Source organism: Streptomyces sp. NPDC030296 (assembly GCF_055572815.1).
The window spans coordinates 119,167-141,713 of record NZ_JBVICQ010000013.1; the positions used below are offsets into that span (position 1 = coordinate 119,167).

Genomic DNA, 22,547 nt, shown 5'->3' on the forward strand with positions numbered 1-22,547 from the left:
GCATCGGGCCGTGAGGCCGTCCTTGTCCGTCTCGACGACGTCCGGCGCATCACCCGCGCACCTCAGCCTGAAGGAGTCACCCCACCGCGCCGCGGACACTCGCCGAGTGGGACGCCAAGGTCGCACGGCCCGTCCTGCGCACGCCCGGCGAAGCCGCCTACGACAAGACGATCGCCGAGCTCCGCAGTCCACCGCGCACCAGCCGACACGGTGAGCACAAGGGGGGGTGCGCCGATCTGTGGATATGTATGGGGGATGCGGCTGCACATGCGCGGGGCGGGAATCGGCCGTGTACGGCAGCTCCGCGGCCACCTTCAACGACGACGGTGTCATCGCGCTCCACCAGCGTCCGAAGGCCGCACCGAGCCACGGGTCGCGCCGAGCGCCACTGCCTCGGCCTGGGGCTCGAACCTGCTCGGGTCGCGAGAATCCGGACGATCGGGTGGCCGCCTCGACGGTAGCCACGGTCACGCTCACGCCCTCACTCGCCCCTCCAGATGTCCGTGAACCGGTCGAGCAGTGCGGCCGCCGCCGTCACGTCGTGCGTGAGCGGCCGGTCGGCCTGCTCCTCGTTGAGCACCGACAGGGCGAGCTCCAGCGCGCGGCCCACGGGAAGATCTGGGTCGGGCCGGAGCTCGCGCTGGCGCAGCGCCCGTACGGCGGCGACGAGTTCGCAGCCGACGACCAGACGGTACGCACCGCACGCACGCAGCGTCTGACGTGCGGCGAGCGAGGCGAAGCTGGCCTGTTCCTCGACGCCTCGGGAGAGTACGGCGTGGCCGAGCGACGCGGGCGCCGAGAAGGCCCGCAGATCGCCGAGGGCCGCGCCGGCCGCGTACTCCAGGATCATGACGCCGGAGGAGGCGGGTTCGTGGTCGGCGAGGAAGGGGCGCAGGCGGGTGTAGGCGGGCTCGTTGAGGGTGGAGAGCCGTGACGTCGACAGCCGGGCCACCTGGGTGAGGGCCAGCCTGAAGTGGTCCAGGGCAAGGGCGAGTTGCGCCTGGTAGAAGCCCCCGTGGTGGTAGGCCGCCATGTCGTCGGGGGCGATCAGTGGGTTTTCGGCGGCCGCGTTGATCTCGATCGCGACGACCTCTTCCAGGGCGTCGGCCGCGTCATGGGCGGGACCGTGGATCTGAGGGAGACAGCGGAAGCCGTACGGGTCCTGGATCCGCCCGAGCGGCGGGGCGGGCCGGTCGGCGGCTCCGATCAACTCCCGCATCCGCCGGGCGACTTCGATGGAGCCGCGGTGCGGCCGGGCGGCGTGCACGGGCGCGGCGTACGCCTCGTGCGCCCCATCGATCGCCAGCAGTGACAGCGCGCCGACAACCTGCGTGGCCTCCAGTAGCCCCCGCAGTTCGTGCAGGGCGAGCGCGGCCTGAGCGAGCGTGAGTGCGTTGCTGCTGATGAAGGCGAGGGCGTCGTTGTTGTCGAGGGGCTGGGGCGCGGGGGCGCCGACCACGCCGTGCGGCTCTCCGGAAGCGTCGCCCGCGGCCGAGAAGCCCGCCCTCCGCCATGGATGCTCCCCCGCCAGCGCCAGTCCCACCTGGGCCAGTGCCGCGATGTCCCCGGTGCCCACCGATCCGAACTCGTTGACGACCGGATACGCCCCGCCCTCCAGCGCCTCGCACAGCGCGGTGATCACGGTCGGCCGCAGCCCCGCACCCCCGGCCAGCAGCTGGTTGGCGCGCACGGCGAGCAGTGCGCGGACCTGGCGGGCGGGCAGCTCCTCCCCGATGGCGCCGGCGTGGCTGCGCAGCAGCCGGAGGCCGTGCTCGGCGGCCGCCTCCGTGGGCACGTCCTCGTTCCGGTTGGCGCCGACCCCGGTGGAGCGGCCGTAGACGCGTCCGGTCGCGGCGATCCGCCGGGCGGCGTCCCAGGACTCCGTCACGCGCCTCATCGCGTCGGTCCCGGGTTCCGGACGCGCCGTCCCGTCGGCGAGGCTTACGACGTCCTCGACCCGGAGTCCGATTCCGTCGAGGACCAGTGGGCCGGCATGCCCGGAAGGCACAGCACCAGCCGCGTCCACGATCTGAGACGGCGTCACGCCCGAACTCCCCTCAAGATGGATATTCGATCTCGCCTGGCGGTCAGCCGTTGCATCGGATTAGCGCCGGGACGTTGACAAACTATTCACCTATCGAGAACTCTGCATGACGTTATACAGCCGGGCAAGGGACATCTCGTCGGAACAGAAGCCGTAGATCGCCGAATTGGGGGGCCGAAGCGGGTGGAGGGCCGGCCAGGAACTCCCACTGGATGCCGGCGTGCAGCACCCGAACAGGATCCCGCACAACGCCTGCCGGTCCGGTATCCGCGGCCTCCCGCACGCGCGGTGCCCCGCTGAAGCGCGACCCGCACCGACCTGGGCAGGAGGCGGAGTGCCGCACCGGTCTGCAGAGCGCAGGCAGTGGAAGCGCCACCCGTCGTCCCAGACCGAACTGCTCCAGAAGACGTAGACGTCCCCGTCCTCTTCTCCCTCATCGAAGACTTCCACGTCACCGTGGTCTTCGAGATCGGCCAGGAAGTTCACGGCCTCCTCGATCCAGGGAAACGGGTAGGCGCCGTCCGCCACGTCGGGCGTCGGCAGCAACGGCACGTGGATCTCAACAACCAGGGTGCGCGCCGACAGAACCCGGACCCCGCGCTCTCTGATCGCGCCCTGCCCTTCTCGTGCCTGCCCTCTCGGATGAGGAGCCGACGCAGCCGAGTGTGGAGAAGACGTTTGTTCGGGCTCGATCGGTGCACACGATGAGCTGACACAGTCTTTACACGACGAAGCGGAGAGGCACCATGGGCATCATCGCGTGGATCATCATCGGCCTGCTCGCCGGCGCCATTGCCAAGGCTCTGATGCCGGGCAAGGACCCCGGCGGCATCATCATCACCATGCTCATCGGCATCGTCGGCGGTCTCCTCGGCGGCTGGCTCGGCAAGGTCATCTTCGGCGTCGACTCCATCGACGGGTTCTTCGACCTCTCCACCTGGGTCGCCGCGATCGCCGGTTCCGTCATCCTGCTCGCCCTCTACCGGCTCGTCACCGGCAACCGGCATTCGCACCGTCACGCATGACCCGCTGAAGGCATCACACCTCCGGACCACACCTGGACGGCTCCCTTCCCTGTTCGCAGGACGGGAGCCGTCAGCATGTACGGTCGGGCCACCCAGCGGGGCCAGCCTGCCAGTTGCCGTTGCCCGGCCCCGGGCAGGGGTGTGGTGGTCGAGGGCGGCCGGGTCAGTTCGGTACGTGTGCGTGTGTCTCCCGGTCGTTGTTTCTGGCCAGAAACTCGGGGCGTAGTACGTGCTGGAGTTCGTCGGCGGTGAGCAGTTCTCGGGCCAGGACCACGTCGGCCACCGGCAGGCTTCTGTCCAGTGCCTCCTGTGCGGCGGCGCTGGCCTTCGCGTATCCGATGACGGGGGTGAGCGCGGTGACGATCCCGATCGTGTTGTGGACGACCGCGCGCAGGTGCTCGCGGTTGGCGGTGATGCCGTTCACGCAACGCTCGGCCAGCGTCAGGCATCCGGCCTCCAGCTGACCGATGCTTTCGAACAGGCAGTGGGCGATGACCGGTTCGAAGGCGTTGAGCTGGAGCTGACCCGCTTCGGCGGCCATGGTGATGGTGATGTCGTTGCCGATGGCCTTGAAGGCGATCTGGTTGACGACCTCGGGGATCACGGGGTTGACCTTGCCGGGCATGATGCTGGAGCCGGCCTGTACCGCGGGGAGGTTGATCTCGCCGAGGCCGGCGCGTGGCCCCGAGGACAGCAGACGCAGGTCGTTGCAGGTCTTGGAGAGCTTGACGGCGATGCGCTTGAGCACCCCGGAGAGCTGGACGAACGCTCCCGCGTCCTGGGTCGCCTCCACCAGGTCGGCGGCGGTGGACAGGGGCTCACCGGTGATGGCGCTGAGGTGTGCGCAGGCCAGTGCCGCGTAGCGGGGGTGGGAGTTGAGACCGGTCCCGATGGCCGTACCGCCGAGGTTGATCTCCCGGATGAGGGCGCTCGCTTCGGCCAGCCGCTGTTCGTCCTCGGCCAGCATCACCGCGTACGCGCCGAACTCCTGACCGAGGGTCATCGGCACCGCGTCCTGCAGTTGGGTGCGGCCGGTCTTGACGACGTCGGTGAACTCGTCGGCCTTGGCCCGGAACGCCTGCCGCAGGGTGGCCATGGCCTGTTGAAGACGGTGGGTGCTTGCCAGCAGGGCCACCTTGACCGCCGTCGGGTACGCGTCGTTCGTGCTCTGCCCGGCGTTCACGTCGTCGAGGGGGTGCAGATGGTGGTAGTCGCCGCGCTGGTGACCGAGGAGTTCGAGTGCCCGGTTGGCTATGACCTCGTTCGCGTTCATGTTGGTGGACGTGCCCGCGCCGCCCTGGATGACGTCCACGACGAACTGGTCGTGGAGCTTGCCGGAGCGGATCTCCTCGCAGGCGGTGACGATGGCCTCGGCCTTGTCGGCCTCCAGGAGTCCCAGCTCGCGGTTGGCCAGCGCCGCGGCCTGCTTGACGGCGGCCAGCCCGTTGACCAGGTCACGGTGGGCCGAGACACGGGTGCCGGTGATGGGGAAGTTGTGCACGGCCCGGAGGGTGTGGATGCCGAAGTAGGCGTACCGGGGCACCGGAAGGTCACCGAGGAGGTCGTGCTCGTAGCGGAACTCGTCGTCCATGAGGGGGTGTACTCCTGATCTGGGCGGATCACCGTGAGTTTGTTCAGAGCGGCTTGGCGAGGGCGTTGTCCATGGTGGCGGGCTGTGGTGGGGCCGTGTCCCTGCCGGGCTCGCGCGTCACCTTTCCGCCTCTGCTGATGCGCTTCTGGAGCCAGTGCGCCAGCGCGTCCAGGGCCGTGTTGATCGCGATGAATATCGCCGCCACGAGCAGCGCGGCCGGGATCACGTTGGAGAAGTTGGCGGCGATGCCGTTCAGCCCCCGGTCGACGAGTTCGTCGTAGCCGACGATGAAACCCAGGGCGGAGTCCTTCAGCAGGACGATGAACTGGCTGATGATGGCGGGCATCATGGCGACGATCGCCTGGGGGATCAGGACGAGCACCATCATCTGGCCCTTGGGCATGCCGAGCGCCCGTGCGGCCTCCGCCTGTCCCTTGGGAAGGCTGTTCACTCCGGCCCGGAGCGTCTCCGCGATCACCGACCCGTTGTAGAGGGTGAGGCCGAGGACCACGGCGGCGAACGGGGACATGGTCGTCCCGGTGAGCGCGAAGGAGCCGAAGAACGCGCAGAAGATGAGCAGCAGAAGGGGAACGGCCCGGAAGAACTCCACGACCGCTGCGGCCGGTACACGGATCCAGGCGTGTTCGGACATCCGGGCGGTCGCGAAGACCAGCCCGAAGGCGCCCGCGAGCACGATGCCCAGCCCCGCGGCCTTGAGCGTGCCCTCCAGGCCCGGCAGGATGAAGGTGGTCCAGACGTCCGCGCGCAGCAGGGGCTGCCACTTCTCGGCCGCCCACTGGTCACGCTCGTCGAAGCGCGCGTACACCACGTATCCGAGCCAGACGAAGACGGCGGTGATCACCGCTGCCAGCACCCGGTTGCGGATGACGCCCCGGCGGCCGGGGACCTCGTACAGATTCGAGTGACCGCTCATCGGGCCACCGCCAGGCGACGCGAGAGCCAGCCGAACAGCAGGCCGGTGGGCAGGCACAGCACCACGAAGCCCGCCGCGAAGCCGAGGAAGATCTGGATCACTTGGTCGCCGTAGATTTCGATCATCTCCCGCATCCGGACGGAGGCTTCCGCGACCCCTGCGACGAGGGCGACGGTGGTGTTCTTGGTCAGCGCGATCAGAATGCTTCCGAGTGGTGGGATCACCGCACGGAACGCCTGGGGCAGAACGACGAATCCCAGGGTCTGACCGAACCCGAGCCCTACGGCCCGGGCCGCCTCCGCCTGCCCGACGGGGACGGTGTTGATGCCCGCCCGCAGGGCCTCGCACACGAACGCCGAGGTGTACGCGGTCAGGCCGAGGACGGCGAGCCAGTAGTTGTTGACGCTGATCTGTGCGGAGAACTCCACGCCCAGATTGGCGCCCACGCCCAGGCTGGTGAACAACAGGACCAGGGTGAGCGGGGTGTTGCGCGCCACCGTCACGTAGACCTGCGAGGCGGTGCGCAGCACGGGGAGAGGGGAGACGCGCATCCCGCTCAGCACGGTGCCCAGCACGAGTGAGCCGAGGGCGCTGACGGCGGTGAGCCGCAGGGTCATCCAGAACGCGGCGAGGATCGTTGCTCGCTCGGTGAACAGTGCGTCCATGAGTACCTTCAATCGGGGCGGGGCCGGGCCGCGCGGTCGAACGTGCTGCCCGGTGGCCCGCCGTTCGGCGTCGTCGTCAGTACCGCTCGAGGCGCGGGACGGGGAATCCGGAGGCGGGAAGGTTGGCCTTGAGCGCGACTTCCCAGGAGCCGTCGGACACCATCTTCGCCAGCGCGTCGTTGACCGCGTCCCGGCCCTTCCTGTCGTCCTTCTTCAGCCCGATGCCGTACTTCTCCTCGCTGAAGGGCGAGTCGAGCACCCGCAGCTCGTCGGGGTGCTGGGCCGCGTAGCCGTAGAGGATGGAGTTGTCGGTGGTGACCGCGTCCAACTGGCCGGTGAGCACCCGGTCCACACAGGCGGAGTAGGTCCGTTCCTCCTGGAGCTGCACGTCCTTGGCGTACTTGTCCTTGATCAGTTGCGCGGAGGTCGAGCCCGCGACCGAACACAGCTTCTTGCCGTTGAGCGACTTCGGCCCCGTGATGCCCTTGTTGCCCTTGCGGACCAGCAGGTCCTGGCCGGCGACCAGGTAGGGCCCGGCGAAGGAGACCTTCTGCTTGCGGGCGTCGTTGATGGAGTACGTGGCGACGACCATGTCGACCTGGCCCTGCTGGAGGAACGCCTCCCTGTTGGCCGACACGGCCTCCTTGAAGGTGATGTCCTTCTGGTCGACTCCCAGTTCCTTGGCGACGTACTTGGCGACGTCGATGTCGAAGCCGGTGAAGTTGCCGTCCGGGGTGCGCAGGCCGAGCCCGGGCTGGTCGGCCTTCACGCCGATGACGAGCTTCTTGTCCTTCGCGGCCCGGTCGACGAGGGACGATCCGGTGTCGTCGCCGCCGTTTCCGCAGGCGCCGACGCTCAGTACGACGATCACGGAGGTGAGTGCGACGCTGATCAGTCTCTTGGACATGCTGATTCCTTCGATGGCAGGCGGGAAGAGGGTGTGGATGTGCGGGTGCGCGCGGCCCTCGGACGGCCGGCGGGTCCAGGTGTCAGTGCGTGAGGATCTTGGCGAGGAACGCCTGGGCGCGTTCGCTGCGCGGGTTGTCGAAGAACTCGTGGGGGGTGTTCTCCTCGACGATCTGACCGTCGGCCATGAACACGACGCGATCGGCGGCCCGGCGGGCGAAGCCCATCTCGTGCGTCACCACGACCATCGTCATGCCGTCCCGGGCGAGGGCCGTCATCACGTCCAGCACCTCGTTGACCATCTCGGGGTCGAGGGCGGAGGTCGGCTCGTCGAAGAGGATCACCTTCGGGTCCATGGCCAGCGCCCGGGCGATGGCCACCCGCTGCTGCTGTCCTCCGGAGAGTTGGGCCGGATACTTGTGGGCCTGGCTGCCGATACCGACGCGGTCGAGGAGTTCGTGGGCGCGCTGCTCGGCGGCCCTCCGGTTCTGCTTCAGCACCTTGACCGGGGCGAGGGTGACGTTGTCCAGGACCGTCTTGTGGGCGAAGAGGTTGAAGCCCTGGAAGACCATGCCCACTTCGGCGCGCAGTCGTGCGAGCTGCCTGCCCTCGGTGGGCAACGGCGTGCCGTCGACGGTGATGGCGCCGGAGTCGATCGTCTCCAACCGGTTGATGGCGCGGCAGAGCGTGGACTTGCCGGATCCCGAGGGACCGATCAGCACCACGACCTCACCGCGGCTCACGGCCAGGTCGATGTCCTTCAGCACATGCAGGGGCCCGTAGTGCTTGTTGACCTTGTCGAGCACCACCAGGCGGGTGCTCGGCACCGACCGCTGATGCGTCGCGGACATAACCTTGGTCATGGGAACACATCCCTCCCTTCCTCGGATTCGCCGGCCGCGATGTCGTTCTCGGCGGCGATGGCGTCACCGTAGGAAAAGCGCGTTCCCGCAAAGGGCTTGTGCGCTTTCTGCTCAGCGGGAGGGTGAGGAAAGGGAGGATGAAGAGCGGGAAAGGGAGGGTGAGGAAGGGGAAAGCGACGGCTTGGCCGCCTTCGCGGACACGTTCATCACTCCGATGGTGTCCCGGAATGCCTTGTCCCAGCGGCCGTCGCGCACGTACCGCTGGATCAGCCCGCTCAGATAGTCGCGGAAGTCTGTGTCGCCCCTGCGCACGCCGATGCCGTAGGGCTCCCTTCCGAAGGGCTTGCCGACGAGCCGGACCGTGTCCGGGTACTGGCTCATCATGCCCAGCAGGATGGACTCGTCCGTGCTGATCGCGTCGATCCGTCCGTCGACCAGCGCGGACATGCACTCGCTGTAGGTGTCGACGAGGACCAGTCGGGCGCGCGGGACCTCGCCCCGCAACCGCTGCGCGGACGTGGAGCCCGCCGCGGTGCACACGTCCCGGCCGGCGAGGTCGGCGAGGTCGTGGATGCCCCGTTCGTCGCGGCGGACCAGCACGTCCTGACTGGAGTAGTAGTACGGGTCGGTGAAGTCCACGAGTTTGCGGCGCTCTTCGCTGATCGAGTACGTCGCCACCACGATGTCGACGACACCGCGGCGCAGGAAGTCCTCGCGGTTGCGGGGCATGGTCTCGATGAACCGGATGTTGTGCTCGCTGCCGGTGAGGTCCTTCGCCACCATGCGGGCGATCTCCGCGTCGAATCCGGTGATCCGGCCGGTGGTGGGGTCCTTGTACCCGAAGAGCGGATGATCGAACTTGATGCCGACGGTGAACATGCCCCGGTCCTCGATACGGGCCATGGCCGACCCCCCGGGGAAGCGTGCCCCGGTGTCCGGACCGGGCAGGCCGCAGCCGCCGAGCAGCAGATAGCTCAGCGCGGCCAGAACCGCGCGGCGGGAGGTCATGAATCGCAGAAGCGGTAGCGGTGCTGCGGCCGCCCCGACGACCCGTAGCGCAGGCTGGTCACGACGTCTCCCCGGTCGGCCAGATACTCGAGATACCGCCTGGCGGTGGCCCTGCTGATGCCGACGGCCTCGGCGGTCTCGTGAGCCGACAGATCCCGTCCCGCGGCGGCCAGCGCGTCGAGCACCACCCGCTCGGTCGCGGCCGAGATGCTCTTGGGCCGGACGACCGCGTCGAGGTGCAGGGAGCGGAAGACGCGGTCGATCGCGCGCTGCTCCACCATCCCCTCGCCGGCCGACAGGTGTGCCGAGGCTGCCGCGTACCGGAGGAGCGTCTGCTCCACCGTGCCTGTCCGGGCGGGCTTGATCAGGTAGTAGAGGGCGCCTCGCTGCATCGCCGCCTGCACGGCGGCGGACTCCCTCCTGCCGGAGATCACGATGACGTCGGTGGGCGAACAGTCGGGCCGCCGCAGCTGATGGGCCACGTCCAAGCCTGAGATGTCGGGCAGGTGCAGATCAAGAAGGACCAGGCGCGGTGCGAACCGGCGCGCGGCGGCGAGCGCCTCGCGCCCCGTGTGCGCGATGGCCACGACCCTGAACCCAGGAATCCGGTTGACCTGCGCCCGCAGGGCAGTGGTGACGACCGGGTCGTCGTCCACGATGAGAAGGGTTATCTCCTTCGACGCCATCGCCACGCTCCTCGTTTCGGCGACCGTCCAGACGACCCCATGGATTCTCCATCGACGCGGTGTCCCCTCGGCATTTTGAGCATTGTGCTCACCGCAAATATCTCTTTCAACCGATTGACCTACTATTTTTTCCCGGCAACCACTCTTGTACTGCGGCAGCATCTCGATGAGCCGCCGGTTCACCTGGAGGTGAACGCATTGGGAGGGCGACTCTCCAGGACTGGACGGCGTGCCTGGTCGTTTCCGCGCCGTGGTGACGGCGACCGGGGATGGCTGTTCGCGGTGGCCGCGCTGTGGGTGCTGCTCGGCCTGCTGCCGCTCGGGCTGCTGACCTCGTCGAGTGTGACGCTGTCCGACCGGGCCGTCCGCAGCGAGGTGCGTGACCGGGTCGAGACGACCGCCGCGGTGAGCCGGGTGGTCGTGGAGCAGCAGATGGGGACGTTGAAGCAGCTCGTCAGCGCCTACGCCCAGCGGCCCGAGATACGTTCCGCGGTCAGCTCCGGTGACCGGGCGGCCGGGCCGGGTCTGACCGACGCGTTGGCGGAGCTGGCCCGGATGCGGCCCGGGATCAGTGGAGTGATCGTGGCCGCGCCCGATGGCCGGCTGATCGACGCCCAGCCCTCGGCCAAGCTGTTCCAGGACGTCAGCAGAACCGACTGGTACCGCGCGGTGCGCAACGACATGCGGCCGTACGTGTCGCAGGCGTACACGCCCACCATGCGGGGAGTCTCCCGTGCCGTGGCGGTCGCGGCGCCGATCCCCGACGAGGGCGGCCAGGAGATGCTGGGCATCCTGACCGCCGTCTACAGCCTGGACGCGATCCAGGCGTACGCATCCGAGGCCGCCGCGGCTCAGGGGATCCGGTTGCTGATCACGGACCGGGCCGGGGTCCTCGTGGCGGACCCGGCGGGCCGGCTGTTCGCGCTCACCTCCTTGCGGGAGGACGCGCGGGTGGACGCGGCGCTGGCCGGACGCAGGGTTTTCACCAGCTGGCGCGGCACCGAGGGGGCGGTGCTCTCGGCCTCCGAGCCCATACCGGGCATCGGCTGGACGGTCACCGCGGAGGTGCCCGCCGCCGAGGCACTGGCCTCCGCGGAGCATCTGCGCAGCCGGGTACTGTTCATCGCCGCCCTGCTCACCGCCTTGATCCTGGCCGGGCTCGGCTTCCAGATCCACACCAGCCGCAGCCGTCGACGGGCGCAGCGGACCCTGGCGCGCTACGCGGACGCGCTCGCCACGGCGCGGGACGAGGCGGTGCGGGCCTCGGCCGCCAAGTCCGAGTTCCTGGCCAAGGTCAGCCACGAGATCCGCACGCCGATCAACGGCGTACTGGGCATGAACACCCTCCTCCTCGACACCCGCATGGACGACGAGCAGCGCCACTACGCGAGCACCGTGCAGGAATCCGCGCAGAACCTGCTCCGCCTTCTGGACGACTTCCTCGATCTGTCGAAGGTCGAGGCGGGCCGTCTGAAGATCGAGAAGGTGGCCTTCGACCTGCCCCGGCTGTGCGACGAGGTCGTGGCCCTGTTCGCCCCGCACGCCTACCGGCAGGGTCTGTGGCTGACGCTCCGCCTGGCCGAGGACCTCCCCCAGCACGTGGCCGGCGATCCCGTCCGGCTCCGGCAGGTGCTGACCAACATCATCGGCAACGCCATGAAGTTCACCGTCCAGGGCGGGATCGACCTGGAGGTCACGCTGGAGGCCCACCGCGATCAGTGTGCTCCATCACTGGAACTTGAGAACGGTCGACGTGCCCCGTCGTCGGAGCCCGACAACGAACGACGTGCCCCGTCGCTGGAGCCCGATCCCGATCGACGTGCCCCGTCGTCGGAGCCCGACGACGATCGAGGTGCCCCGTCCATCGCCGACCCGGCCACCTTGCGGTTCACCGTCCGTGACACGGGTATCGGTGTCGGCCCCGAGGACCAGGACCGGGTCTTCGAGACCTTCCGTCGGCTCGACTCGCCCATCACGCGCCGCACCGGCGGCAGCGGGCTGGGGCTTGCCATCAGCCGGCAGTTGGTCGAGCTGATGGGCGGCAGGATCGGGCTGGACAGCGTGAAGGGCGTCGGCAGCCGCTTCTGGGTGACCCTGCCCCTGGACGTCCTCGCCCGGACCACCCCCGCCCACGAGGAACTGCACGGTCGCCGTGTCCTCATCGCCGACGCGGACGAGGACAACCGGGACCTGGCACGCCGCATTCTGTCCGGTGCCGGTCTGGTGGTGGAAGAGGCCGCGGACGCTGCCGCAGCCACAGCCGCGCTACGGGCCGCGGCAGCGGCTCGGTCGCCGTTCGACCTGGCCGTCATCGACCTGCACATGTCCCTCGCCGGAAACGGTACGCGTCCGGTCCGGCCGGATGACGACGACGAGGGGTCGCTGGCCGACGCCGTCCTCGCCGACCCTCAACTCCGAGCGACCAGCGTCATCGTGCTGATCACTCCGGGACGCACCGGTGTCGCTTGGCCGACCGCCTCCCGCACCAAGGACCGGATCGTCCAGTCGGTGACGCTGCCCCTGAGCCGGCGCCTTCTGCTGGCGGCGGTCCAGAACGCGCTCGGCACGACGGGATCCCCCGACCCCCAGGCGCTCCTCCCCCAGCAGTACGACGGCGGAACACACGATCAACCGGGCGTCGGGGCACGCTCGGTCCGCCCCGTCCGCCGCGTCCGCCCCGTCCGTGTCCTCGTCGTGGAGGACGACGACGTCAGTTCCCAGGTCGCACGGCTCGTTCTGCAGAAGGCGGGCCACCGGGTCGACGTGGTCGACGACGGTGAGCGTGCCGTGCGGGCCGTCCTCCGCAAGCAGTACGACCTGGTCCTCATGGACTGTCAGCTGCCGGGACTGGACGGCCTCGCCGCGACGGCCGAGATCAGGCGGCGCCAGACCGGAGCCGAGCGCGTGCCGATCATCGCGATGACGGCGGCGGCCATGCCGGACGACCGGGTCCGCTGCATCGAGGCGGGCATGGACGACCATCTCACCAAGCCGGTGGACTGGACGCAGGTGCTCGCCCGTATCGCCGTCTGGGTGGCGGCGGAGCCGCCCAACGAGTCCGCCCCGCCGACCCCTTCGAGCACACCGGCGGAGCTCGACGGTCTGCCCGCCGAGGACATCGCGGCCATCGCGGACGCGTTCGCGGCTTCGACCCCCGACGTCCTCGGCCGGCTCCGCCGGACGCTGGAGGCCGGGGACTTCGATGCGGCACGCCTGCTGGCGCACCGCCTCAAGGGCAGCTGCGCGACCGTGGGAGCCAGCCGGGCGGCGGAACTCTGCCAGAACATCGAAGCCTCTGCCGCCGCACGGCGGCCATGGACGGCTCACGACGACGCCCCACTCCCCGCGGTCCTGACACAGTTGGCGGATGAAATGCACCGGGCTACGGAGGAGTTGCGCAGCCGATGCTGAGCGCACTCGGGCGGAAACGCAAGATCCGCCGCCCTGAAGTCAGGGGATGGACCGGCGAGTTCACCGGGAAGTCGCGGGGTCGTGCTTGGTGAATGCTCGTCGGCTGTGCACGAGCAGTTCACGCTTCCCTGGGCTGTGCGTGTTCTTCCGGATCAGGGCGAGCAGTGCGGGTGTAGCGACGTCATCGATGGTGCGGGCGGTGAGCCGGTCGCGCGAGCTGTCGGGACGTCCACGTGACGGCACCGGGTGAGCGGTGTCTCACCGTCACGTCGTTGCTATGCAATAAAGTGCATAGGAGGATCGTGCGCATGGCGCTCGAACACGCGATCCTCGTCTCCCTGCTGGAGAAGCCGGGCTCCGGCTATGAGCTGGCCCGGCGGTTCGAGCGGTCCATCGGGTACTTCTGGACCGCCACCCACCAGCAGATCTACCGCGTGCTCAAGCGGATGGAGAGCGACGGCTGGGTCCACGTCCTCGAGGTCCCGCAGTACGGGCGCCCGGACAAGAAGGAGTACTCCGTCGCAACGCCCGGACGGGACGCGCTCTCCGCGTGGCTCCACGAACCGACCGAGCCCGACAGCGTCCGGCACGACCTCGCGGTGAAGATCCGCGGCGCCGCCTTCGACGACCCGGCCGCCCTGATCAGTGAGGTCGAGCGACACCGGCAGGCGCACACGGACCGCCTGGACCACTACCTCGTGGGCGCGGCCCGCGACTTCGGGGACCTTCCGGCGGACGGTCCGCTCGACGCCGAACGGGAACTCCAGCACGTCGTCCTGCGCGGCGGCATCGCGTACGAACGCATGATGATCGCCTGGCTCGACGACGTCCTCGCCACACTGGCCGACTTCGCTCCCGGTCACTGACCGGCCGAGCCGGCCCCCAGAACGTAACCCCGGAACGTAATCCCGGAACGTGCCCCCAGACATGCCCCCGGGACACGCGTTCACCCTCACCCTCATCCCCCAACCCTCAACCGAAAGGCGGCACTCATGACCGACGCGCTGCTCTTCAACCCGCGGACCTACGACCCCGCGCACTTCGACCCGGAGACCCGCAGGCTGCTGCGCGCCACCGTCGACTGGTTCGAGGAGCGGGGCAAGCGCCGACTGATCGAGGACTACCGGTCCCGTGCCTGGCTCGGTGACTTCCTCGCCTTCGCCGCCGAGGAGGGGCTGTTCGCGACGTTCCTCACGCCCGCCTCCGCCGCCGCGGAGGGCGAGGCCGACAAGCGCTGGGACACCGCCCGTATCGCCGCCCTCAACGAGATACTCGGCTTCTACGGCCTCGACTACTGGTACGCCTGGCAGGTCACCGTCCTCGGACTCGGGCCGGTCTGGCAGAGCGACAACCCCGCCGCCCGGGCCCGCGCCGCCGAACTGCTCTCCCAGGGCGAGGTGTTCGCCTTCGGTCTGTCCGAGAAGGCGCACGGCGCCGACATCTACTCCACCGACATGCTCCTGGAGCCGGACGGCACGGGCGGATTCCGCGCCACCGGCTCCAAGTACTACATCGGCAACGGCAACGCAGCCGGGCTCGTCTCCGTCTTCGGCCGGCGCACCGACATCGAGGGCCCCGACGGCTACGTCTTCTTCGCCGCCGACAGCCGCCACCCGGCGTACCACCTGGTCAAGAACGTCGTCGACTCGTCGAAGTTCGTCAGCGAGTTCCGCCTGGAGGACTACCCCGTCGCCTCCGACGACGTCCTGCACACCGGTCGCGCCGCCTTCGACGCCGCCCTCAACACCGTCAACGTCGGCAAGTTCAACCTCTGCACCGCCTCGATCGGCATCTGCGAGCACGCGATGTACGAGGCCGTCACCCATGCTCAGAACCGCATTCTCTACGGCCGTCCCGTCACCGCCTTCCCGCACGTGCGGCGGGAGTTGACCGACGCGTACGTCCGGCTCCTCGGGATGAAGCTGTTCAGCGACCGTGCCGTCGACTACTTCCGCACCGCGGGCCCCGACGACCGCCGCTACCTCCTCTTCAACCCCATGACGAAGATGAAGGTGACCACCGAGGGCGAGAAGGTCATCGACCTGATGTGGGACGTCATCGCAGCCAAGGGCTTCGAGAAGGACAACTACTTCGCCCAGGCCGCCGTCGAGATCCGCGGTCTGCCGAAGCTGGAGGGCACCGTCCACGTCAACCTGGCGCTGATCCTCAAGTTCATGCGCAACCACCTCCTCGATCCGGTGGCGTACGAGCCCGTCCCGACCCGGCGCGACGCGGCCGACGACGTATTCCTCTTCCGGCAGGGGCCGGCCCGTGGTCTCGGCTCGGTGCGCTTCCACGACTGGCGGCCGGCCTTCGACACGTACGCCCACCTGCCCAACGTCGCCCGGTTCCGCGAACAGGCCGACGCGCTCTGCGAGTTCGTGCTCAAGGCCGCGCCCGACGAGCAGCAGAGCCGGGATCTCGACCTGCTCCTCTCCGTCGGGCAGCTCTTCGCGCTCGTCGTCCACGGCCAGCTGGTCCTGGAGCAGGCAGCCCTGTCGGACCTCGACGAGGACGTGCTCGACGAGCTGTTCGCCGTCCTCGTGCGGGACTTCTCCACCCATGCCGTCGAACTGCACGGCAAGGACTCCGCGACCGAGGAGCAGCAACTCTGGGCGCTCGGCGCGGTCCGGCGCCCGGTCGTCGACGGGACGCGTTCGGAGCGGGTGTGGCAGCGCGTGGAGGCTCTGTCGGGGGCGTACGAGATGACGCCCTGACGCCGAGTGAAGTACGTTCACCTGGCGGGTCAGCTGTCCCGAAGACCGAGCGCCAGCGTCAGTTCGAGGACCCGGTGCGGCGATGCGAGGTCCGGGAACAGCTCCCTCAGCTGCGACATCCGGTACCGGACGGTCTGGGGGTGGACGAACAGTGCCGCCGCCACCTCCTCCCGCCTGCCCTGGTGCAGCAGCCACGCCCGCAACGTCTCCTCCAGCCGCCGCGCGGTCGCCACGGGCAAGGTCCGCAACGGTGCGAGGGCTCGGGCACGCAGGTCCGCGAACGCGTCCATGTCGGCGCTCAGCACCAGCTCGGGCAGGTGCTCCTCGGTGTCGCGGATGTCGGAGGAGAGGGAGCGCGCGCGTACGGCTCGTGCGTACGAGGCGGACGCGCGAGTCCATGGCCGGGCCGGGCCGACCACGACGGTGCGGTCGGTCAGCTGCCTCAGGAGATGTGCTCGGTCGGCATCGGGGACGAGCAGCACGCCGAAGGCGTCCGGCAGATCGTCGAGGACGAGGGTGCTCGGGTCGAGGACGCGGTAGGCGGGCCGGGCATCGGCGGCGGGCAGCAGGACCGCGGTCAGTGAAACCGGAGGCTGCCACCCTGCCCGCTGAGCAGAGGCCAGCAGCACGTCCGGGCTCGCGCCGGAGAGGAGGTCGCGGACCAGTTGTTCCAGGTGGCGCTCATGAGCCCGGCCCCGGGCGGCCAGTTCGTCGGCGTGGCCCGCGGCGCTCGCGGCGGAGAGCTCGTCGATGTAGGCGAAGGTCAACTCGGCGAACTTGGCGACCTCGGCGGCGGGCAGTCCCGCTGGTACGGCGCCCGCGGCCAGGCATCGCCAGGCCACGCGGGCGCCGACGCGGTAGGCGCTGAGCAGGGCGTCCATCGAACGGCCGTCGCGCACCTCGCCACGGCCCAGCTCGTAGGCCGCGTCACCGGCGTCGCCGTCCGTGGCGTTCCCGCTCGCGAGGTCCAGGTAGTGCCCCAGGGCGGTGCGGACGGCTCGGCGGATGGTGCCGCCCATGCTGCCCGAAAGGGCGTTGGCGTAGGGAGGGACCTCGTCGATGATCGCCTGGACGACCTCGTCGGCGGTGGTCCTCAGCTCGGCCCGCAGTGCGGTGACCGTCGTCTCATCGAGGGCCAGTTCGGTGGCCCTCCGGATTGCTTGACTCATGTTTTGTTCCCTGCGAACAATTCAGCGGACCAGATTCACGTCCTACGGTCAGGACTTTACGCCCTGCGGCGCATCAAGCTGGAGTCATGACGAGTGCAGCCCTCCGCAGTAGGGCGTGGAAACTGCTGGAGATGGTCACGACGCCGGTGCTGCCGTCGGACTACCTCGACCTGGTCAGCCCGCTGCGTGCGGGCGCCGACCTGCGGGGACGCATCGAGGCCGTGCACCCAGAGACGGCTGACGCCGCGACCATCGTGATCAGGCCGGGGCGGGGCTGGCGCGGCCACACAGCCGGTCAGTACGTGCGGATCGGGGTCGACGTCGACGGGGTGCGCCTGTGGCGTGCCTACTCGCTCACCTCGCCGACCGACCGCCAGGACGGCCGCGTCACGATCACTGTGAAGGCGATCCCGGACGGCAAGGTCAGCAACCATCTGGTCCGCAAGGTGAGACCGGGCACGCTGATCCAGCTCGACCAGGCGACCGGTGACTTCGTGCTGCCGCAGGCCACGCCCGCCAAGGTGCTCTACCTGACGGCCGGCAGCGGCATCACGCCCGTGATGGGCATGCTGCGCGACACCGAGTTCGACGACGTCGTCATGGTCCACTCCGCGCCGCAGCCCCACGACGTGATCTTCCGCGAGGATCTCCACGACCTGGTCGCGGAGAAGAAGCTGCGTCTGACCGAGCTGCACACCGACACCGACGGCATGCTCGACATCGCCCGCCTGGACGAGCTCGTGCCCGACTGGGCCGAGCGCGAGACCTGGGCCTGCGGGCCCGCGGGCCTGCTCGACGCCGCCGAGGAGCACTGGAGCAAGCACGGCGTCGCAGAACGCCTGCACACCGAACGCTTCCGCCCCAGCGTCGTCGTCTCCGGGGACGGTGGCGGTGGCGAGGTCACGTTCAGCACCACGGACAAGACCGTCGACGCAGACGGCGCGACGCCGTTGCTGGACGTCGGCGAGGAGGCCGGCGTGCTCATGCCCTCCGGGTGCCGCATGGGCATCTGCTTCGGCTGCGTCGCGCCGCTCAAGGCGGGCGCCGTCCGCGACCTGCGTACCGGCGAGATCACCCAGGCGGAGCCGGGCGTCCTCATCCAGACCTGTGTGTCCGCCGCGGCGGGCCCCTGCGACATCGAACGATAGGAACACCTTGACCGCCATCGACCCCACCGCCCACCTGACCGCGGAGCAGATCGAGGAGCTCGGCCGCGAGCTGGACGCGATCCGCGACGAGGTGATCGCCGGCCGCGGCGAGAAGGACGCCGCCTACATCCGCAAGGTCATCTCGGCGCAGCGCAAGCTCGAGCTGGTCAGCAGGGGTGTGCTGCTGTTCTCGTTCTTCCCGCCCGCGTGGCTGATCGGCACCGCCGGCCTGTCCGTGGCGAAGATCATGGACAACATGGAGATCGGCCACAACATCCTGCACGGCCAGTGGGACTGGATGCGGGACCCGAAGATCCACTCCACCACGTGGGAGTGGGATCACGCCTCGCCGGCCGAGCAGTGGAAGCACTCGCACAACGAGCTGCACCACACGTACACCAACGTGATCGGCAAGGACAACGACCTCGGCTACGGCATCATGCGCGTCGACGAGGACCAGAAGTGGTACCCGTTCCACCTCGGCCAGCCGCTGTGGAACTTCATCAACGCCTGCTTCTTCGAGTACGGCATCGCCGCGTACGACCTACAGCTCGGCAAGAACCTGCGCAAGGGCCGTCGCAAGAACCCGGAGTTCCGCGCGCAGGCCAAGGCCGTGGGCCGCAAGATCCGCAAGCAGGTGCTCAAGGACTACGTGATCCACCCGCTGCTGTCGGGTCCGTCGTTCCTCACCACGCTCGCCGCCACGTTCACCGCGAACGTGGTCCGCAACATCTGGTCCCACTCGGTGATCATGTGCGGGCACTTCCCCGAGGGCGTGCAGGTCTTCGAGCGCCGGTCGATCAAGGGCGAGACGCGCGGCCAGTGGTACCTGCGTCAGATGATGGGCTCGGCGAACATCAGCGGCAGCAAGGCCATGCACTTCATGACCGGCAACCTGTCGCACCAGATCGAGCACCACCTGTTCCCGGACCTGCCGAGCAACCGGTATGCCGAGGTCGCGGTGAAGGTGCGGGCGTTGTTCGAGAAGTACGAGCTGGAGTACGTCAGCGGGCCGCTGCCCAAGCAGGTGTACTCCGCGTGGCGCAAGGTCTTCCGGCTCTCGCTGCCGAACAAGAAGCCGAAGGTCCAGACGCCGGACCGCGAACGGGAACTCGCCGCGGCCTGATCCCGGTCTCGGCTCTGGCCAAGGGGCGGCGGTCGGCGTGTGCGGGTGCTGCGCCGCTGGCGGGACGGGGCTTCCCATGCCTGTCACGTCGGGTGCCGGGTACACGGTGCTTGCACGTGGATGGCTGAAGGGGAAGGAGTCGGAGCCGTGGCGGTGAAGGCGATGGGGTGGGCGCACTCGTTCCCCATGTCCAAGGGAGTGCGCTCCGGGCGGGAGTGGACACGCAGGCGACTGGAGTCCCTGGACTGGGCCGCCGCCGAGCCCCATACCGTGGACGCGATCGTGCTGGCGGTGTCCGAGCTGATCACCAATGCGCACGTCCACGCGCACAGCGACGCACACCTGGTCCTCACCTGGGACGGCGACTGCCTCCATGTGAGTGTCCACGACGAGGACCCGACGCTCCCACGCCAGCGCGAACCAGAGCCGGGTGAGGTCTCCGGCCGCGGCGTGGCCATCGTGCGGAAGCTCGCCGACGAGTGGGGAATCAGGTGCCAGCGACAGGGCAAGACGGTGACAGCCTGCTTCCGCCCCACAGAAACCGATCCCGGTCCCCATGTCGATCCCGATCGTCGACCGGAGTGACGGTGCGGCATTCGATCCTGCGTGACGCTTCGTCGAGTGGGCACCGACGGCGGGCGTCGATGGACTCGACGCCCGCCGTCGAGATGGTCAGAGGGCGATGATCTGCCACTGCTGCCGCGTCAGTGACGCGTACGGCTGTTGCTCGATGGTGGCTCCGTCGGCGGTGCTGCCCTCGTCGACGGCGAGGCAGAGCCCGCTGTAGCGGTTGGTGAGGAAGTAGTAGCCGTCACCGGTGGGTGTGACGGCCCAGTGCTGCTGGGGGACCGCGTCGTCCGACCAGATGCCGCAGGTGCCGCCGTCCGCACGGGAGAGACCCGACACCTCCATGAGCTTGCCGCTGCCCACGCCCTTGATCTTGTAGTAGCCGTCGCCGGTGTGGGTGAAGGTCCACTTCTGGTTCGCCTTGTTGAGCCACGGCCACTGCAGCACGGGGGTGTTGTTCGCCGTGCCATTGCCCTTCACGTCGACGACTTTGCCGCTGTGCCGGGCCACCAGCCGGTAGGTGGTGCCGTCTCCGGGCAGCGTGGTGGACACCCGTGCCGGCTTGGCCGTCCGGCCGCCGATGTGAACGCCGCCCATGTTGGCGTAGCCGCCGGTGGCCGCGTTGGCCTGGATCCGCACGAAGCCCACGTTCCGGGCCGACCACTCGGCCACCTTGGGGGCACGGTTGCCGGCCCAGGTGCCGGTGGCCACCTGGGTGAAGTTCGTGCCGTCGGTGCTGGTGGAGATGGTGTACGAGGTGATGTCACCGTCGGTGGAGTTGCTGCGGCCCCACTGCTTGGGCAGGTACTCCAGAGTGGAGACGTTGCTCCACACCCCGCCCAGGTCGATCGTGATCGAGTGGGGCAGGGCCGGGGACAGGCCCCAGGTCGACCAGCAGGTCTCGTAGCCCCTGTCGCTCAGCCCGTCGATGACGCGGAGCGGCCCCTCACCCGCGCGGAACGCGGTCGCGTAGGCGTTGACGGGTGTCACGGGGTGCTCGGCGCGCAGTGGCTGTGTCGGCAGTGGCGGGCGGGAGGTGTCGGGGCTCCAGGCTGCCCCGACTTCGGCGAGTCGGTTGACGATGTTGGTGTCGAGCCTGCCGTTGCGGTTGGGCGGGCAGTTGAGGATGAAGGAGGTGTACTTCGGCTCCAGGTCGGCCAGGTGGGAGAGGATCGCGTCCTTGCTCATCAGGCCCTCGGTCGGCGTGGACGGATGCCAGAACCAGCCGTTGCTGATCGTCTGCCCCTGCGTGGCGGCGTACGTGTTTCCGGCCGGCGCGGTGACGCCCAGCGGCTCCTCGAAGTAGATCGCGTCGCCGAGCCACGGCACCGACAGCGCACCGTGGTCGATCATGACGATGTCCGGCTGGAGCGACTTCACGTGCTCGCGGATGCGCTGGTAGGAGACGGCCTGCTGGCCCATCTGCCATGCGTAGCCGTCGGTGATGAACATGTCGATGGTGCCGTAGTTGGTGAGCAGTTCGGTGATCTGACCGAGTATGAAGGTCATGTCGGCGGGCTGGATGGCGTCGGTGATCTCGAGGCCGGACACCTTGTGCCGGCTCTCCCACGCCTCGACGCCGAAGGTGCGGTCCCAGATCGAGTAGTAGAACGCGACCCTGAGCCCCTTCGCGCGGAAGGCGTCGCAGTACGCCTTCACCACGTCCTGCTTGTAGGAGCTGTTCGCGACGTTCTGGGTGCCGTAGGCGCTCGGCCACAGCGCGAAGCCGTCGTGGTGCTTGGTGGTCAGGATGCCGTAGCTCATCTTCGCCGCGGCCGCGGCGGCGGCCCACTGCTCACAGTCCACGGCCGTGGGGGCGAACAACGCGGGGTTCTGGTTGGGCGCGGCCCACTCCTCGTTGGTGAACGTGCCCAGGCTGAAGTGGTTGAACATGCCGAACCGCATGTTCGCCAGCTTCTCCAGATTGGTCTGCGCGTCCGCTGCGGCCGCCTCCGCGAGCAGGGGCGACAGCGCGGGCATCACGGGCAGCGCTGTCGTGGCCGCAGCGGCGCCGACGGCACCCAGAAGCGCGCGACGGGACAGTCTTCCTGACGGCATGTTGACTCCCGGTTCGATTGGCTCTGTGGTTCGGGTTGAGGCAGGGGGTGGGCAACGCCCGAGGACGTTCGGTCCCCAGGCGTGCAGCGCGGGCTCCCTCAGGGGCTCCAAGGCGCCGGATGTTACGCAAGAAGTTCGATGATGTAACTGCCCTGTGTCAACGGGTAAGTGGATGAAAGTACTCTCGAAGCAATCAAAAGATGCTCTTTTGTCCAGGCGAGGAGTATTTGTTCTGCGCCAGACATGCAATGTCTGGCGCAGAACCCGACCGTGACCAGCCTTCTCAGGTCCACGGACCACCGCTGCCGGAAGTATTGACGCACCCCGCTCCCCACACTTACCGTCTGCCCGACCTTACGAACAACGTTCGATTTATCGGACAACTCACGTTGAGCACAAAGGAGTCGGCCAGGGACGGTTTCCCGTCGGTCGAGGGCTGGGAGTGTGCCCAGGCCCGCCGTCACCCACGGTGGAGCACGCCGCACACGGCAGACACACCGTCACCCGGATCCAGTCGCCCCTCCCCCGTCGCGCGGCAGCTGGTCTGTCCCGTCGACGCCGAGACCGAGCTTTCCCCCGCTCGCCCCCAGGTTGGCGCTCCACGCTCGATGGCGGCACCGGCAGAACGA

17 protein-coding genes are annotated in these 22,547 nt (G+C 68.9%); 7 read left to right on the forward strand and 10 right to left on the reverse strand.

The window, feature by feature from the left end; genetic code table 11:
• Positions 1–481 precede the first annotated feature (481 nt).
• A complete protein-coding gene (locus ACZ4Z3_RS32310) occupies positions 482–2,044 on the reverse strand; it encodes an aromatic amino acid ammonia-lyase (protein WP_468504350.1) in 1,563 nt (520 codons plus the stop codon).
• Positions 2,045–2,790: 746 nt separating this feature from the next.
• Between ACZ4Z3_RS32310 and ACZ4Z3_RS32315 the strand changes: the two genes are divergently transcribed.
• A complete protein-coding gene (locus tag ACZ4Z3_RS32315) occupies positions 2,791–3,069 on the forward strand; it encodes a GlsB/YeaQ/YmgE family stress response membrane protein (RefSeq protein ID WP_359701504.1) in 279 nt (92 codons plus the stop codon).
• 163 nt (positions 3,070–3,232) lie between these two features.
• Here ACZ4Z3_RS32315 and ACZ4Z3_RS32320 read toward each other — a convergent pair whose 3' ends face one another.
• The 7 genes from ACZ4Z3_RS32320 to ACZ4Z3_RS32350 form a co-directional block, all read right to left on the reverse strand.
• Complete coding sequence (locus ACZ4Z3_RS32320; protein WP_468504351.1) at positions 3,233–4,660, reverse strand: aspartate ammonia-lyase; 1,428 nt, start codon at positions 4,658–4,660, stop codon at positions 3,233–3,235.
• Between the two features lie 43 nt (positions 4,661–4,703).
• The gene (locus ACZ4Z3_RS32325; RefSeq protein ID WP_468504352.1) at positions 4,704–5,594 is read right to left on the reverse strand and encodes an amino acid ABC transporter permease; all 891 of its coding nucleotides are present in this window, start codon (positions 5,592–5,594) and stop codon (positions 4,704–4,706) included.
• Positions 5,591–6,259 (reverse strand): amino acid ABC transporter permease, encoded by a 669-nt coding sequence (locus ACZ4Z3_RS32330; protein WP_055537191.1) that lies wholly within the window; start codon positions 6,257–6,259, stop codon positions 5,591–5,593. Before ACZ4Z3_RS32330 ends, ACZ4Z3_RS32325 begins: the two co-directional genes overlap by 4 nt.
• A gap of 76 nt (positions 6,260–6,335) precedes the next feature.
• Positions 6,336–7,166, reverse strand: a complete 831-nt coding sequence (locus ACZ4Z3_RS32335; RefSeq protein ID WP_468504353.1) for a glutamate ABC transporter substrate-binding protein — start codon at positions 7,164–7,166, stop codon at positions 6,336–6,338.
• A gap of 82 nt (positions 7,167–7,248) precedes the next feature.
• Positions 7,249–8,028, reverse strand: coding sequence for an amino acid ABC transporter ATP-binding protein (locus ACZ4Z3_RS32340; protein WP_468504354.1), 780 nt, complete (start codon positions 8,026–8,028; stop codon positions 7,249–7,251).
• 111 nt (positions 8,029–8,139) lie between these two features.
• Positions 8,140–9,036, reverse strand: a complete 897-nt coding sequence (locus tag ACZ4Z3_RS32345; RefSeq protein ID WP_468504355.1) for a glutamate ABC transporter substrate-binding protein — start codon at positions 9,034–9,036, stop codon at positions 8,140–8,142.
• Positions 9,033–9,722 carry a response regulator gene (locus tag ACZ4Z3_RS32350; RefSeq protein WP_063799156.1) on the reverse strand — a complete coding sequence of 230 codons (690 nt, stop codon included), beginning with the start codon at positions 9,720–9,722 and terminating at the stop codon, positions 9,033–9,035. Before ACZ4Z3_RS32350 ends, ACZ4Z3_RS32345 begins: the two co-directional genes overlap by 4 nt.
• A gap of 282 nt (positions 9,723–10,004) precedes the next feature.
• Between ACZ4Z3_RS32350 and ACZ4Z3_RS32355 the strand changes: the two genes are divergently transcribed.
• From ACZ4Z3_RS32355 to ACZ4Z3_RS32365, 3 genes are all read left to right on the forward strand, one after another.
• The gene (locus ACZ4Z3_RS32355; protein WP_468504356.1) at positions 10,005–13,133 is read left to right on the forward strand and encodes a hybrid sensor histidine kinase/response regulator; all 3,129 of its coding nucleotides are present in this window, start codon (positions 10,005–10,007) and stop codon (positions 13,131–13,133) included.
• A gap of 308 nt (positions 13,134–13,441) precedes the next feature.
• Positions 13,442–13,999 (forward strand): PadR family transcriptional regulator, encoded by a 558-nt coding sequence (locus tag ACZ4Z3_RS32360; RefSeq protein WP_468504357.1) that lies wholly within the window; start codon positions 13,442–13,444, stop codon positions 13,997–13,999.
• 126 nt (positions 14,000–14,125) lie between these two features.
• Positions 14,126–15,850 carry an acyl-CoA dehydrogenase family protein gene (locus ACZ4Z3_RS32365; protein WP_468504358.1) on the forward strand — a complete coding sequence of 575 codons (1,725 nt, stop codon included), beginning with the start codon at positions 14,126–14,128 and terminating at the stop codon, positions 15,848–15,850.
• Positions 15,851–15,879: 29 nt separating this feature from the next.
• On the opposite strand, the gene ACZ4Z3_RS32370 is transcribed toward ACZ4Z3_RS32365, so the two are convergent.
• Positions 15,880–17,019 carry a PucR family transcriptional regulator gene (locus ACZ4Z3_RS32370; protein ID WP_468504359.1) on the reverse strand — a complete coding sequence of 380 codons (1,140 nt, stop codon included), beginning with the start codon at positions 17,017–17,019 and terminating at the stop codon, positions 15,880–15,882.
• Positions 17,020–17,105: 86 nt separating this feature from the next.
• Here ACZ4Z3_RS32370 and ACZ4Z3_RS32375 point away from each other — a divergent pair, with 86 nt between their 5' ends.
• The 3 genes from ACZ4Z3_RS32375 to ACZ4Z3_RS32385 all read left to right on the forward strand — a co-directional run bounded on the left by ACZ4Z3_RS32375 (position 17,106) and on the right by ACZ4Z3_RS32385 (position 19,878).
• Positions 17,106–18,167 carry a ferredoxin reductase gene (locus ACZ4Z3_RS32375; RefSeq protein WP_468504360.1) on the forward strand — a complete coding sequence of 354 codons (1,062 nt, stop codon included), beginning with the start codon at positions 17,106–17,108 and terminating at the stop codon, positions 18,165–18,167.
• 7 nt (positions 18,168–18,174) lie between these two features.
• The gene (locus ACZ4Z3_RS32380; protein ID WP_468504361.1) at positions 18,175–19,293 is read left to right on the forward strand and encodes a fatty acid desaturase family protein; all 1,119 of its coding nucleotides are present in this window, start codon (positions 18,175–18,177) and stop codon (positions 19,291–19,293) included.
• A gap of 147 nt (positions 19,294–19,440) precedes the next feature.
• On the forward strand, positions 19,441–19,878 hold the full coding sequence (locus ACZ4Z3_RS32385) for an ATP-binding protein (RefSeq protein ID WP_468504362.1): 438 nt from the start codon (positions 19,441–19,443) through the stop codon (positions 19,876–19,878).
• Positions 19,879–19,965: 87 nt separating this feature from the next.
• On the opposite strand, the gene ACZ4Z3_RS32390 is transcribed toward ACZ4Z3_RS32385, so the two are convergent.
• Positions 19,966–21,918 carry an RICIN domain-containing protein gene (locus ACZ4Z3_RS32390; RefSeq protein WP_468504363.1) on the reverse strand — a complete coding sequence of 651 codons (1,953 nt, stop codon included), beginning with the start codon at positions 21,916–21,918 and terminating at the stop codon, positions 19,966–19,968.
• Between the last annotated feature and the right edge of the window lie 629 nt (positions 21,919–22,547).

Coding starts and splice junctions, on each gene's coding strand:
- ACZ4Z3_RS32360 (WP_468504357.1), top strand. CDS start 13,442: ATGGCGCTCGAACACGCGATCCTCGTCTCCCTGCTGGAGAAGCCGGGC.
- ACZ4Z3_RS32350 (WP_063799156.1), bottom strand. CDS start 9,722: ATGGCGTCGAAGGAGATAACCCTTCTCATCGTGGACGACGACCCGGTC.
- ACZ4Z3_RS32315 (WP_359701504.1), top strand. CDS start 2,791: ATGGGCATCATCGCGTGGATCATCATCGGCCTGCTCGCCGGCGCCATT.
- ACZ4Z3_RS32320 (WP_468504351.1), bottom strand. CDS start 4,660: ATGGACGACGAGTTCCGCTACGAGCACGACCTCCTCGGTGACCTTCCG.
- ACZ4Z3_RS32335 (WP_468504353.1), bottom strand. CDS start 7,166: ATGTCCAAGAGACTGATCAGCGTCGCACTCACCTCCGTGATCGTCGTA.
- ACZ4Z3_RS32330 (WP_055537191.1), bottom strand. CDS start 6,259: ATGGACGCACTGTTCACCGAGCGAGCAACGATCCTCGCCGCGTTCTGG.
- ACZ4Z3_RS32365 (WP_468504358.1), top strand. CDS start 14,126: ATGACCGACGCGCTGCTCTTCAACCCGCGGACCTACGACCCCGCGCAC.
- ACZ4Z3_RS32370 (WP_468504359.1), bottom strand. CDS start 17,019: ATGAGTCAAGCAATCCGGAGGGCCACCGAACTGGCCCTCGATGAGACG.
- ACZ4Z3_RS32375 (WP_468504360.1), top strand. CDS start 17,106: ATGACGAGTGCAGCCCTCCGCAGTAGGGCGTGGAAACTGCTGGAGATG.
- ACZ4Z3_RS32340 (WP_468504354.1), bottom strand. CDS start 8,028: ATGACCAAGGTTATGTCCGCGACGCATCAGCGGTCGGTGCCGAGCACC.
- ACZ4Z3_RS32345 (WP_468504355.1), bottom strand. CDS start 9,036: ATGACCTCCCGCCGCGCGGTTCTGGCCGCGCTGAGCTATCTGCTGCTC.
- ACZ4Z3_RS32325 (WP_468504352.1), bottom strand. CDS start 5,594: ATGAGCGGTCACTCGAATCTGTACGAGGTCCCCGGCCGCCGGGGCGTC.
- ACZ4Z3_RS32390 (WP_468504363.1), bottom strand. CDS start 21,918: ATGCCGTCAGGAAGACTGTCCCGTCGCGCGCTTCTGGGTGCCGTCGGC.